Source organism: Nocardioides currus, from assembly GCF_003057875.1.
In the GTDB taxonomy this organism is placed as follows: Bacteria; Actinomycetota; Actinomycetes; order Propionibacteriales; family Nocardioidaceae; genus Nocardioides; species Nocardioides currus.
In genome coordinates, this window is record NZ_PYXZ01000004.1 from 145,207 (window position 1) to 158,725 (window position 13,519).

The window sequence follows — 13,519 nt, forward strand, 5'->3', positions numbered from 1 at the left end:
CGCGGCCGGCGCCTCCGGCACGCGACTCAGGAGGCCCGGGAGCGCACCCGGTCGATCACCTCCGTGGTCGAGAGTCCCCCGACCCGCGGCACCAGGCGCAACCTCCCGGTGTCCGCTGCCGCGGCGTAGACGTCGGGGACGTCCTCCGCATCGAGGTCGTCGCCGTGCACGACGAGCGCGAAGTCGTGCTCGTCCAGGAACTCGACCGTGAGGCGGTCGGGCGCGTCGACGACGACCTCGTCGACGTGGCGGCACGCCCCGATCACCGCCGCCCGCTCGGCCAGGGTCATCACCGGTCGTCGCTTGTACGCCGCCACGGTCTCGTCGGACAGGACACCCACGGTCAGGTGGTCACCCAGCGCTCGCGCCGCACGCAGGAGCTCGACGTGCCCGGCGTGGAAGAGGTCGCCCACCATGTCGACGTACACCCGGGTGGCGGCGACGCCGCTCGCCCAGGTCGAGAGGCAGAACGGGTGGCCGACCGGGTCGGCGAACACCAGGCAGTGCTCGGCGTTGGGCTGGGGACCGAAGCGCGTGGCGCCGGCCGCCAGCACCCGCGCCTCAGTGGCCTCGAGGTCGTCGACGAGGAGGTCGAGGTGCATCTGCATCGGCACGTCGCCGTCGGGCCAGGTCGGCGCACGGAAGTCGGCGACCTGCTGGAAGCCGATCTCCCCTCCCGGCGCGTCGGCGACGGCCCAGTGCGCGGTCCCGCGGGCCGTCCCGCCCGTGATCTCGGCGTAGAACCCGGCCAGCGCGAGGGCGTCGGGTGCGTTCACCGTGACCCCGCTGAAGCGGATGTCGTCCGCCATCAGCGCGCCTCGTAGGCCGGGGTCAGCTCGCGCCAGCGCGCGAGCCAGCCGGCGGCCGGCTCCGCGTCGGACCAGCCGTCGTGGACCGGACCGTCGACGGCGAGCGAGCGGCCCAGGTCCTCGAGGTGGGCGTGCCAGCCGGCGCCGTGGAAGTGCAGCTTGTCGGGCTGCAGCCCGCGCTCCTCGACCACGAGCCGGGTGCCCCCAGCCTCCTCGGTCAGCCACGCCTCGATCTCGCCCTCGTCCTCGGTGCCGGGCTCGGTCACCAGCAGCAGGTGGTGGGGCGCGTCGCAGACCTCGATCCGCGACGGGCCGCTCCAGGTGCTGGTGAAGACGGCGTCGACCGTCCCGCCCACGCGGAGGTCGCCGGAGACCTCGGCGATCCAGCGGGCGAGCCGTTCGGGAGACGTGCAGGCTTCCCACAGGTCGTCGATGCCGGTGTCGTAGAGGTCCTCGACCCGCACCGCCCCTCGTCCGTCGTCGAGCGCTCGCATGGTCGCGGTCGTGGTCGTGGTCATCGTCGTGCCTTCTTTCCCCTGGCGATCTCGGTGTGCAGTGCGTCCAGCCGGTGCTGCCACAGCGCGCGGTAGTCCTCGAGCCACTCGTCCACCTCGACGAGCGCGTCCGCGCGCAGGCTGTAGATGCGTCGTTGTCCCTCGCTGCGGACCTCGACCAGTCCCGCCTCGCGCAGCACCCTGAGGTGGCGGGAGACGCCCGGTCGAGCGATCGGCAGCGCCTCCGCGAGCTCCCCGGCGCTGGCCTGGTGGTCGCGGAGGATCTCCAGGACGGTGCGCCGGCTCGGGTCGGCGAGGGCTTGCAGGACCGCATCCATGAGCAGAAGAGTAACTACTAGGGTACGTAACTGCAAGGGTACATATCGGATCGACCGGTCCCCCTCCCACCCGTGTGGTCTACTCAGCGCATGCTGCGGGTGACACTGCGGGGGCATGGCCTTCCGACAGCAACACTGGGGACCGGGGAGACGCTGCTGTTCGGGCGATCACCGCACCACGCCGTCCCCGAGGACGACCCCGACGACGCGCTGCGCGTGACCGCCCTCGCGCTCCCCCGCTGCGCGCCCCACGTCTCGCGGCTGCTCGGCGAGCTCGAGATCGGCGAGGAGATCGCCCGGCTGCGCTGGCACGGCGCCGGCGAGACCCAGGTGTCGAGCCTGTTCGACGCACCGGGCGGCGCTCGCCGCGTCACCCTGGTCGAGGGCATGTCGCTGCTCCTCGACGAGGGCGAGAACGCGCTGGTGGTCATGCGTGGACGCCAGACCGCGCGCGACGCCTTCGAGGACCTCTCGATCATCGTCGACGTCGCGACCTCCTCCCCCGCGCCGGCCGAGCGCGCCCGGCCGGAGGTCGACGAGGACCTCGACGCCACGGCGACCGCGCCCTCGCCGGGACTCGTCCCGCTGACGCGGGAGTGGTACGTCGCCCTCGCGCTCGCCGAGCCGTGGCTCACCGGCACCGACGACTACCCGCGCCCCCCGTCCAACCGGGAGATCTACGAGCGGGTGCTCGGCTGGCACGGCTACGCCTGGAACCTCGAGCGCGCCCAGCGGGTCGACGACGCCATCCGCGCGATCTCCTCGCTCGCCTTCAGCGCCAAGGACGACCCGTTCCGGGCCGGCGCCGGGCGCGCCCAGAACGTCCGCTTCGCCGTCGGCCGACGCACCGCGGAGGTCCGACTGGTGACCGCGGACGACCTCGACACGGTCGAGAGGGCCGCCGCGAAGCGGAACCTTCCACCCGTCACGCCCTAGCCCGACCGGCCCTGCCTGCCTAGCGTCCGCGAGGGACGTACCCACCACACGACAGGCACGGAGGACACCATGGGAAACCAGCAGGTGCTCGGGATGGACACCGACGAGGGGCGCCGCGTCGCCCGCGACATGAACGAGGGATCCGCCCGGATCGGCGACGTGATCGGCAGCGCCAGCGCCATCGCGGGGCGCATCAGCGAGATCTGGCCGGGTGCGGACGGCACGCGCTTCGGCGAGGACGTGGCCGACTTCGTCGCCAACGCCCAGAACGCCGCCCAGTCGCTCTCCGACCAGGCGCAGCAGCTGGTCGTGCACGCCGACCGCCAGGACCAGGCCAGCGCCTGACCCCACCCCGCACTACCCGATTCGAGGCCGCCGGAGATCCGGCGGCCTCGACGCATCTCCAGGGGTCGGCGAGCCCGATCCGGGCGGAAGGTTCCACCCCCGCCGCCCTCGACGCGGAGCACATCCGGATGGCTGACTTCCGTCGCAGACCGACCACGCCACGACCGACACGAACCGAAGGGGGACCCGCGATGGCCTTCATGGGAGCAGACACCGACGCACTCCGCGACGCCGGCCAGGAGTGCCAGGAGGGCAAGGAGAAGACCGACCAGGTCATCGCCTACCTCCGGATGCTGATCATGGCGCTGCGTGCCGCCTCGTTCTTCACCGGTGGGGCCAGCGCCGCCTACGCGGAGTACCTCGAGACCACGGTCGTCCCGTGGCTCCAGCGGATCTCGCAGGCGCTCGGCCTGATGGCCCAGGTGCTGATGTCCAACGCCGACGACCAGGACGGCGTCAGCGACAGCGGCAGCCAGATCACCGGCGGCGGTACGGCGCTGTCCTACTCCACCCCGGGCGGCTCGATGCCGAGCACGCCGATCGGGGTGTGGGAGGGCAGCCTCGTCCCCGCCGCCACACCTCCGGGCGCCACCTCGGACACCGGTTCCTCCTTCTCCTCGCTCGGCAGCCTCCCGGCCGCCGGGGGGACCCCGGGAGCCGTGATCACCGTCGACGCCGGCTCCCCCACCGCGACCGCGACGCCGCTGCGCGAGGGCGGGGCGCCGACGATCGGCACCGGCAGCGCCCTCGGCACGCCCGGCAGCACCGGCTCGTGGGCGACCAGTGACCACGTCGGCTCCGCCACGCAGGGAGCGCTCGGCCAGACCGGCTCCTGGGACGGCGGCGCGGCCACGATCGGCGGCGGCTCCCTCGACCACGGCGCAACCGGGGCGACGGGCAGCGGTGCCGGCGCCTCGGGTGGCGCGTCGGGTGGTGCCTCCTCCGGTGGCGGCAGCGGCTCGAGCCCACTGGGCTCGTCCTCGATCGGCAGCCCGCTCGGGTCCACCGGGTCCACCGGGGACGACACCTCCGGCGCCGGCCTGTCGTCGTACGCCAACGGCAACCTCGCCGGCCTCGGTGGGGGCACCCCCGACAGCGGCACCGGCAGCTCCTCCCTGGGCGCTCCGAGCAGCACCGGGACGACCGAGAGCGGCAGCGGTTCGTACGGCGCGGTCGCCGGCGTCGCCGGCGGCGCGGCCGCCCTCGGCCTCGGCGGTGCGGCGCTGGCGGGACGCAACGGCTCGGCCACCGACAAGCGCATCGACGAGCTCGGCACCCAGAACGGCCGTGGCAGCCGCGGCACCGGGGTCAGCGAGCTCCAGCAGAAGCTCACCGAGGCCGGCTACGACACCAAGGGCTCCGACGGGGTCTGGGGTCGCAACACCCAGGCGGCGTACGACGCCTACCGCAAGGACCACCCGCTGCCGATCCAGCACGGCAGCGGCTACACCTCGCCGTCCGGCTTCGACTACAGCTCGATCACCGGCGTGCGCGGCAACGCCAACGTGACCCCGCAGTTCCTCCGCGAGGTCGAGGGCGTGGCGCAGCGGATCGGGGCCAGGCCGGAGCACCTGATGGCGGTGATGAGCTTCGAGACGGGCGGCCAGTTCGGCGCCGACACCCCGACCAAGGCCAAGGGCGGGACGGCCGTCGGGCTGATCCAGTTCACCCCGGTCGCCCGCGACCAGGTCGGCGCGACCCGCGACCAGCTGATGGCGATGACGCCGACCCAGCAGCTCGCCTACGTCGAGAAGTACTTCGAGCCCCGCCGCGGCCCGCAGCTCGGGTCGATCGCCGGCCTCTACTCCGCCGTCCTCGGCGGCACGGCGAGCAACGACCTCGACCGCGTCCAGATCGCCGGTCCGGGCCGGGCCTACGACATGAACAGCGGCCTCGACACCAACAACGACAACAAGATCACCGTCCGCGAGGGCGCGGCCCGCATCGAGCGGGCCCTGCAGGGTCGCTGACCCCCACGTTTTCCACGCACCACCCCACCACCACACACACAAGGAGAAATCTGATGGCTATCAAGGGAATGGACGTCCAGGGCGGCACCACGGCGGCGCAGGCCTTCGCGCGCGGGGCCCAGGAGATCGAGCAGTTCGGCACGCAGTACACCCAGGTGATGACGAGCTTCGAGTGGCTCGGCCCGGACGCCGACCGCACCCGCGAGGTGTGGAGCAACGAGTACATGAACATGCTCCGCCAGGTCTCCCAGGCGCTCGAGACGTTCTCGACGCTGATCAACAACCAGGCGCAGGAGCAGGAGCAGGTCTCGGCCTGACGGCCCACCTGATCACCCGCCTGATCACCCGCCTGATCACCCGACCGTCGACGCGAGGAGGAGGCCACGATGCCCACCTGGACCCTGTCCGTGCGGACCGCCCCGGAGAGCGGCCTCCCCTCCGTCGACGTCGAGGTGCACGCCCGGCCCGAGGCGACGGTCGCCGACCTCGCCCAGGCCCTGGGGCGACACCTCGCCCCCGACCAGCGCCGGCTCGACGTCGTGCCCCTCGAGGGCCGGCAGCCGTGGCCGGCCTCGCGGCCGCTCGCCGAGTGCGGGCTCCGCACCGGTGACCTGATCGACGTCGTCACCGCCCCCCACGCGTGGCGCGACCGCCCCGCCCAGACCACCCGGCCCCGCGCGGTGCTCCGCGTCGTCGAGGGCCCGGACCGCGGCCAGCGGCTGCACGTGCGCGGCTCCTCGCTGACCCTCGGACGCGGGCCCCACTGCACGCTGCGCTTCACCGACTCGCTCGTCTCGCAGCAGCACGCCCGGATCGAGCTCGGCGCCCGACCCACGGTGTACGACGAGGGGTCGGCCAACGGCACGACCGTCGGCGACCTCCCGGTGACCTCGCCGCGCGAGATCGACTGGGGCACCGCGATCAAGCTCGGCCGCAGCACCGTCGTCATCGACCCGGGCGAGGTCGGCACCAGCGACCCCGTCGTGTCGGTGTTCCGCCCGCCGCGGTTCGGCGACCCGCTCGCCGAGGAGACCCTCGACGTCCCGGCTCCGCCCGAGAAGCGCCGGCCCTCGCCGCTGCCGTGGGCGATGTTCGCCCTCCCCGTCGTCATGGGCTTCGCGATGTTCATGCGCAGCCAGACGCCGTACTCCCTCGTCTACATGCTGGCGTGGCCGCTCGTCGGCTACTTCGGCTGGCGCCAGCAGAAGAGGCAGGCCGAGCGGGAGTTCGCCGAGGAGCTCGCCGAGTGGCGCGAGGACGTCGACGCGCTGCTCACCACCATCGACGACCAGGCCGTGCTCCAGCGCCGCCGCTTCCACGACGACTACGCCGACGCCGAGACGCTGCGCACCCGCGCCGCCGCGCGCGATCGCTACCTGTGGGCCCGTCGCGAGGACCGTGACGCCTTCCTCGTCACCCGCCTCGGGATCGGCACCGTGCCCGCCCTCCTGCGCGGTGAGGCCAAGGACGGGGGCGACCGGCAGGCCCGCCGCGAGCTCGTCGCCGAGCTCGACGAGCGGAGCCGGCTGGGCGACATGCCCGTCCTGGCCGACCTCGCCCAGCACGCGCTGGTCGCGATCACCGGCGAGCCCGACGACGTCGACGCGCTGGTGCGCGCGATGCTCCTGCGGCTGGCCTTCGACCACTCCCCGACCGACCTCTCGGTGGCGGGCGCGCTGGGCCGCACCCGCAGCGGCCACGAGACCTGGCTGCGCTGGCTGCCCCACGCCTCGACCCGCGAGGGCGGCGAGCCGCCGGTCGCCGTCGGTGTGCAGGCCGGCAGCGCGCTGCTCGACCACATCCTCAGCGAGGACGGCCAGCGCGGCCACACGATCTGCCTGGTCGACGAGGAGGCTGGCCTCTCGCGCCGCAACGTCGAGGCCGTCGCGTCCTCGGCGGCCGACCGCCACCTGCACCTGGTCTGGCTCGGCCGCTCTCCCGACGAGGTGCCGGCCGCCACCACGCTGCTCATCGACCTCACGGCCGCACCGGGCGGGACGGTCAACCTCAGCGACCGCCGCGGCGTCGCGACCATCGACACTGCCGACGGCGTCTCGCTCGACCACGCCTGGCGCACCGCCCGGCTGATGACGGGCTACGTCGACGAGGCGGCCGTGCTCCCCGCCAGCACCGCCATCCCGGCGCTGGTGCGCCTGTCCGACGTCAGCCCCGACTTCACCGACCTCGACGACGCCGACGCGGTGATCCGCCGTTGGTCGCAGTCGTCGGGCCTGCGCGCCCAGATCGGCGCCGGGGTCGACGGCGTCGTCACCCTCGACCTGCGCGAGGACGGCCCGCACGGACTGGTCGCCGGCACCACCGGATCCGGCAAGAGCGAGCTGCTCCAGTCACTGATCTGCTCGCTGGCGCTCAACAACCCGACGTCGCGGATCAACTTCCTGCTCGTCGACTACAAGGGGGGCGCGGCCTTCCGCGAGTGCGGCGACCTCCCCCACACGGTCGGCTACATCACCGACCTGACGCCCGCCCTGGTCAGCCGCGCGCTCACCTCGCTCAGTGCCGAGATCGCCGCGCGCGAGCACCTGCTCGGGGAGTACGGCGTCAAGGACCTCGTCCAGCTGGAGCGCGAGCGTCCCGACGTCGCTCCGCCCAGCCTGCTGATCTGCGTCGACGAGTTCGCGGCGCTGACCGCGGAGGTGCCGGAGTTCGTCGACGGGATGGTCAACATCGCCCAGCGGGGGCGTTCGCTCGGGATGCACGTGCTGCTCGCCACCCAGCGGCCGGCCGGCGTGGTGACCGGCAACATCCGCGCCAACTCCGACCTGCGGATCTCGCTGCGGGTCGGCTCGAAGGACGACTCGCAGGACGTGATCGAGGGGCCCGACGCGGCGTACATCTCGCGGCGCACCCCCGGTCGGGCCTGGATCCGCCGCACCGGCCACGGCACCGCGGAGCTCGTGCAGTCGGCGTGGACCGGTGCCCGGCAGCCGATCGCCGGCGGCGAGTCGCCGGTCGAGGTCGCGCCGTTCACCGCCGCAGCCCGCGAGGCCGACCGCGACACCGTCGCCGCGCGCCTCGACCCCCGCACCGACCTCGAGCGCTGCGTCACCACCATCACCACCGCCTTCGACCGCAGCGGGCTGTCGGCGCCACCCCAGCCGTGGCTGCCGCCGCTGCCCGCCGAGCTCCTGCTCGACGAGACGACACTCGCCGCCGACGCCGCGCACCACCCGTCCGGTCGCGTGACCATCGGACGCATCGACGAGCCCGCCGCCCAGCGGCAGCCCGCCCTGGCCGTCGACTTCGCCACCGCCGGCCACCTCCTCGTGTACGGCGCCTCCGGCTCCGGCAAGACCGAGCTGCTGCGCACGACGCTGCTCGCGGCGTCGGTGTCCGACCGGTTCAGTGCCGACGCCGCGGCGCCGTACGTCTACGGCATCGACTTCGCCGGAGGTGGCCTCACCGCCCTGGCCGGGCTGCCGACCGTCGAGGCGATCGTCCCCGAGGCCCACGCGGGCCGGGTCATGCGCCTGATCCGGCTCCTCCAGCGCACGATGCGCGACCGCACCCAGACCCTCGCGTCCCGCGGCTGCTCCGACCTCGCCGACCTCGCCCGCACCGGGATCGTGCTGCCGCGTGTGTACGTCGCCATCGACAACCTGCCCGCCCTCGTGGAGTCGCTCGAGAGCGCCGGCGGCGTCGCCCGTGAGCACGTCGAGCACCTGCAGGCCGTCCTCCAGAACGGCCGACGCGTCGGCGTGCACGTCATCGCCACGGTCCCCGGGCGCGGCGGCGTGCCGAGCTCGCTGTCCGCTGCCTTCGGCCAGCGGATCGTGCTGCGGATGACGACTGCCGACGACTACCTCATGCTCGGCGTGCCGAACGACGTGCTCGACTCCGACAGCCCGGCCGGCGCCGGCCTGCTCGGCAAGCGCAGCGTCCAGGTCGCGACGACCGGTGGCGCCGGAACCCCCGCCCAGGCCGACCGGGTCGCCGCGATCGGCGCCCTGCTCGGTGCCGAGGTGGTCGACCGGGCCCACGCCCCGGTCCCGCCGATGCCGACGCGGCTCGACCAGGCCGCCCTCCCCGTGCCCGCCGGCGCCCGGGTCGGGATCGGCGTCGACGCCGACGCGGTGGCGTTGCTCGAGGTCGACCTGCTGGCCGGCCCCGTGCTGGTCGCCGGTCGGGCACGGTCGGGCCGCACCACCGCCCTGGACGCCGTCGAGGCGATGCTGGCGAAGGCCGACGCAGCGCCGTACGTCGTCCGCGAGGGCTCGCCGCGAGCCGCCCTCGACCGCCTCGAGGGTTGGCTGGCGGGTGATCCGGAAGGTTCCGGATCGTGGTCGCTGGTCATGGTGGACGACGCGCACCTCTGGGACACTGAAGCCGGAGTCGACGCGGACTCCCGCACCGCCAGGGACGACCTCCTGCGGGTGGTGGCACGGCATCCGACCCGGATCGCGCTCCTCGCCACCGCCGACACCACGCAGGCCAGGCAACGTGGCAGTGCGGGTGCCCTCGTCGACGCCGTGCGCCAGGGGCGCCGAGGTTTCCTGCTCCAGCCGGAGTGGAATGACGGGGAGGTCCTCGGTGTCACGGTGCCGACCAAGACCGCCGAACCACTCAGCGGGCCGGGTCGGGGGCTGTGGTGCGAGGGTGGCAACGCCGTCGTGGCCCAGCTGGTCACGACGGACGGGCAGACACCAGACGAACGGGGCGTTCGATGACGCAGGACAGCAGCACCGGGAGCGGCGGCCTGCGCGGTCGGCTGTCGCGCCGCCGGTTCTCGCGCCGCCAGGCCACCGGCATGGCCGAGCTGTCCGTCGTGGTCGTCGCCGCGTCCCTCATCACCGGCCTCTTCGTCGGTGACGGGCTGAGCCGCACCGCGGTCGACATCGCCGACGGCGTCACCTGGCTGGCCGACGACCCGAGCGGCGAGGTCATCCAGGTCAACCCGGCCACCGGCCAGCCCGAGGTGCGCCTGCGGATCCCCGGTGCCGCGGGTCACGACCTCGGCCTCGGTCAGTACGACGACGAGCTCTACGTCATCGACCACACGACCGGGACGATGTCGGCGATCGACGTCAGCATGCTGGTCCGCTCGAGCCAGCGCCGCGTCTCCACGGGCGGTGCCGCCGAGACGATGAGCGACGGGGAGACGGTGTTCCTGGTCGACCGGGGCGTCGGGACGGTCTCGGCGATCGACCCGCTCACCGGTGACGAGGTGGGCCAGGTGTGGCTCGAGGGCGAGGGGCTCGCCGACGCCGCGATCGACGGCACCGGCCTGGTCTGGTCGCTCGACACCACCGGCCGCCTCACCAGCATCCGCTGGTCGGAGACGTCACAGGCCTTCGAGGAGGAGGACACCCAGCGGATCGAGGACAGCGGCCCGGGCTCGGTGCTGGTCGGGCACGAGGAGGGCGTGACGGTCTTCGGTCCCGACGCCGGGCTGGTCTACCAGGTCGGCACCGGTCACGACGTGATCGCCACCAGCGCCGACCTGCTCGGCGACGTCACGGCCCCGCGCCAGACCCGCTCCGACCTCACCGCGGCCGCGGCCCCGGAGTCGTCGACGGTGGTCATCGTCGCCGACGACCAGGTGCGCGAGGTGAGCGTCGAGGGCATCGGGTGCAGCGACCCCGGCCGCCCCGAGGTGTTCCGCGACCGCGTCTACGTCCCGTGCCTGGGCGAGGGAAAGGTGATCGTCCTCGACAAGGAGGGCAACGCCGCCGGCCCCGCCATCACCACTCCCGGATCGAAGGACCCCGAGCTGGTCATCGACGACGACAACCTGTTGATCAACGCCCAGGGCGCCGAGACCGGCCTCGTGGTCAAGGACGACGGTTCCGTGAAGACCATCGTCCGCAAGGACGACGCGCTCCCGGCGATCACGCCGCAGGTCTCCACCCCGATCACGCCCCAGCAGCCGACGATCACCCCGGTCAACCAGGTCCAGAACACGCCGCCGGCCAACCCCGAGAAGCCCCAGAAGGACCCGGTCGTCACCTCCGACCCCGCGGCCGACGACGGTGCTCGCGACCCGCAGAACGACAGCGGCAAGGACAAGGGCAAGAAGGACAAGGACAAGGGCACCAACCCGGTCGTCTCGCCGACCCCCGGTCCCACCGGCCCCACGAGTCCGGTCCCGACGAGCCTGCCCACCACGCTGCCGACCAGCCTGCCGACACCGACCCCCACCCCGACGCCCACGCCGACGCCCACGCCCACGCCGACGCCGACGCCGACGCCGACGCCGACGCCCACTCCCACGCCGACGCCCACGCCGACGCCGACACCGACGCCGACGCCCACCCCGACGCCCACGCCCACGGCCGGCACGCCCACCAGCGTCACGGCGTCGACCGTCAGCTCCACCCAGGTCCGCGTCGACTGGGCCTACACCGGCGACACCCCCGACGACTTCGTCATCACCCGGGTCGGCGGCGGTCGCGTGGCCACCGTCGGCGGCGGCCAGCGCCAGGCCGTGGTCACGGTGACCCCGGGCCAGTCCTCGACCTTCACGGTCACCGCCAACGTCGGCGCGAGCAACGCCACGTCGGCGGCGTCCAATGCGATCACCACGGCGGGTGCGCCGGGGTCGGCCACGGCCGTGACCGCGACCGGCACGTTCACCGGCAACTGGAAGATCGACCGGTTCAAGGTCGACGTGAGCTGGGGCGCGGCTCCCGACAACGGGTCCCCGATCACCGGCTACCGCGTCACGATCACCACCGACTACGTCGGCGGCGGTGCCGGCGGCGGAGGCACCTGGACCGTCCCCGCCAACCAGTTCAGCTACAGCCACACGGAGGCCTGCTACACCGGCGGTGATCCGTCCGCGGAGTGCGCGTCCGCGGGCAGCTACACCGCCACGGTGACCGCGATCAACGCGATCGGCGACGGTCCCGACACGAGCGCCAACGGGTCCGAGCCCGCTCCCCCGCCGACCCTGCCCGCGGGCGGCGCCCAGCACGTCACCGGTGACGACATGACGTGGCAGGGCCCCGGCTACGAAGGCTTCGGCGACCTGCACATCACGATGGCGCCGCCCAGCGCCTGGGCCTCGTTCGGTGGCACCTGCAGCTACACCGCGAGCGGTGGCGGCTTCAACGGCGGCACCCAGACCGGAGCCATCGCCTGCGGCGCGACGTCCCTCGACCTCAACGTCAACCACGGGATCGTGCGCTCGCAGAACGGCGGCCAGGTGACGCACAACTTCTCCATCACCTTCACCGCCTCCAACGGCGTGGGCTCGGTCGACAGCGCCCGTTACAACGGCAGCTACACCGGCTCGTCGTTGTGCCAGAACTGCCCGATCCCCTGACGTACCCCTGACCCGCCTCCACCACGATCGAAGGATCTCCGACCTTGACCACCCTCACCAGCGCGACGACACCCACCGAGCGCGACATCGTCGAGTTCCGCCGCCTCCACCAGGCCCTCGGCGACTCGATCGAGTCGGCGGTGCACGGCAAGCGGGCGATCATCGACCTCGTGCTCGTCGCGACGTTCGCGGGTGGCCACGTGCTCCTCGAGGACGTCCCCGGCACCGGCAAGACCACGCTCGCGCGGTCGGTCGCGCGGGCGCTGGGCGGCGAGCACCGGCGGGTGCAGTTCACCCCCGACCTGCTGCCCTCCGACGTCACGGGCACCAGCGTCTTCGACCCGCGTGACGGCGAGGTGCGGTTCCGGCCCGGGCCGGTGTTCGCCAACGTCGTGCTCGCCGACGAGATCAACCGTGCGGCCGCCAAGACCCAGTCGGCGCTGCTCGAGGTCATGGAGGAGCACACCGTCACCGTCGGCGGCGAGACCCACGAGGTCCCGGCGCCGTTCCTGGTCATCGCCACGCAGAACCCCGTCGACCTCGACGGCACCTACCGCCTCCCCGAGGCGCAGCTCGACCGGTTCCTGGTGAAGACCTCCCTGGGCTACCCCGACGCCGAGCACGAGATCGAGGTCCTGCGCCCCGGCAGCACCGCCGGCCGGATCGACGACGTGCACCAGGTCGCCACGCCCCACCAGGTCGCCGCCGTGTCCGCCTCGCTGGCCACCCTCCACGTCGCCGACCCGATCCTGCGCTACGTCCGCGAGATCGGCGTCGCCGTACGCAACGACGAGCGCGTGCGCCTCGGCGCCAGCACCCGCGGGCTGCGCGCGCTGGTCCGCTGCCTCCAGGTGTACGCCGCCGCGCGCGGGCGCCACTACGTCATCCCCGCCGACGTCCACCGCCTCGCCGAGCCCGTCCTCGCCCACCGCACCGTGCTCACCCGCGACGCGGTGCTGACCGGCCACACGCAGTCCTCCGTCGTGGCCGAGGTGCTGGAGACCGTCGCGCCGCCCCAGCCCGACCAGGCCTGAGCGTGGTCCGCTCGCAACCGCCCGCTTCCTGCCCGAGGTGGCGGCACATCGCACCCGCTTGGGTGCGTGACCTGCGATCTGCCGCCACCCCATGCGGAGCGAGGCGCGCAGGCGGTCCCGGGCCCGGCCCGCGGTCGATCCGCCTGAGGGTGGCGGCACATCGCGCCGTACGTCGCCCGCCGGCTGCGATCTGCCGCCACCGCCGCGCCACGCCGACCCGGGGGTGGCGGCACATCGCCGAACAGGCAACCGCGACTCTTCGATCTGCCGCCACCCCGCCGGAGCCGAGCCGCGCCCCGCGTCCACGA

10 protein-coding genes are annotated in these 13,519 nt (G+C 73.5%); 7 read left to right on the top strand and 3 right to left on the bottom strand.

The window, feature by feature from the left end; genetic code table 11:
- Positions 1–26 precede the first annotated feature (26 nt).
- The 3 genes from C7S10_RS11090 to C7S10_RS11100 are packed head-to-tail and all read right to left on the bottom strand — an operon-like array spanning position 27 to position 1,641.
- Positions 27–809 carry a VOC family protein gene (locus C7S10_RS11090; protein WP_108344504.1) on the bottom strand — a complete coding sequence of 261 codons (783 nt, stop codon included), beginning with the start codon at positions 807–809 and terminating at the stop codon, positions 27–29.
- Positions 809–1,327 carry an SRPBCC domain-containing protein gene (locus tag C7S10_RS11095; protein ID WP_108344505.1) on the bottom strand — a complete coding sequence of 173 codons (519 nt, stop codon included), beginning with the start codon at positions 1,325–1,327 and terminating at the stop codon, positions 809–811. Before C7S10_RS11095 ends, C7S10_RS11090 begins: the two co-directional genes overlap by 1 nt.
- The gene (locus C7S10_RS11100; protein ID WP_108344506.1) at positions 1,324–1,641 is read right to left on the bottom strand and encodes an ArsR/SmtB family transcription factor; all 318 of its coding nucleotides are present in this window, start codon (positions 1,639–1,641) and stop codon (positions 1,324–1,326) included. The genes C7S10_RS11095 and C7S10_RS11100 overlap by 4 nt, the downstream gene beginning before the upstream one ends.
- A 90-nt stretch (positions 1,642–1,731) precedes the next feature.
- On the opposite strand from C7S10_RS11100, the gene C7S10_RS11105 reads away from it, so the two are divergent.
- The 7 genes from C7S10_RS11105 to C7S10_RS11135 all read left to right on the top strand — a co-directional run bounded on the left by C7S10_RS11105 (position 1,732) and on the right by C7S10_RS11135 (position 13,211).
- A complete protein-coding gene (locus C7S10_RS11105; protein WP_108344507.1) occupies positions 1,732–2,577 on the top strand; it encodes a hypothetical protein in 846 nt (281 codons plus the stop codon).
- A gap of 69 nt (positions 2,578–2,646) precedes the next feature.
- Positions 2,647–2,922: a hypothetical protein gene (locus tag C7S10_RS11110; RefSeq protein ID WP_108344508.1), complete on the top strand. Its 276-nt coding sequence runs from the start codon at positions 2,647–2,649 to the stop codon at positions 2,920–2,922.
- 200 nt (positions 2,923–3,122) lie between these two features.
- Positions 3,123–4,892: a peptidoglycan-binding domain-containing protein gene (locus C7S10_RS11115; protein WP_133176492.1), complete on the top strand. Its 1,770-nt coding sequence runs from the start codon at positions 3,123–3,125 to the stop codon at positions 4,890–4,892.
- A 53-nt stretch (positions 4,893–4,945) separates the two neighbouring features.
- Positions 4,946–5,209: a hypothetical protein gene (locus C7S10_RS11120; RefSeq protein WP_133176493.1), complete on the top strand. Its 264-nt coding sequence runs from the start codon at positions 4,946–4,948 to the stop codon at positions 5,207–5,209.
- 69 nt (positions 5,210–5,278) lie between these two features.
- The gene (locus tag C7S10_RS11125) at positions 5,279–9,580 is read left to right on the top strand and encodes an FtsK/SpoIIIE domain-containing protein (protein WP_108344511.1); all 4,302 of its coding nucleotides are present in this window, start codon (positions 5,279–5,281) and stop codon (positions 9,578–9,580) included.
- Positions 9,577–12,177: a hypothetical protein gene (locus C7S10_RS22550; RefSeq protein WP_114327799.1), complete on the top strand. Its 2,601-nt coding sequence runs from the start codon at positions 9,577–9,579 to the stop codon at positions 12,175–12,177. Before C7S10_RS11125 ends, C7S10_RS22550 begins: the two co-directional genes overlap by 4 nt.
- Positions 12,178–12,221: 44 nt before the next feature.
- Positions 12,222–13,211, top strand: coding sequence for an AAA family ATPase (locus C7S10_RS11135; RefSeq protein ID WP_108344512.1), 990 nt, complete (start codon positions 12,222–12,224; stop codon positions 13,209–13,211).
- Positions 13,212–13,519: the final 308 nt, after the last annotated feature.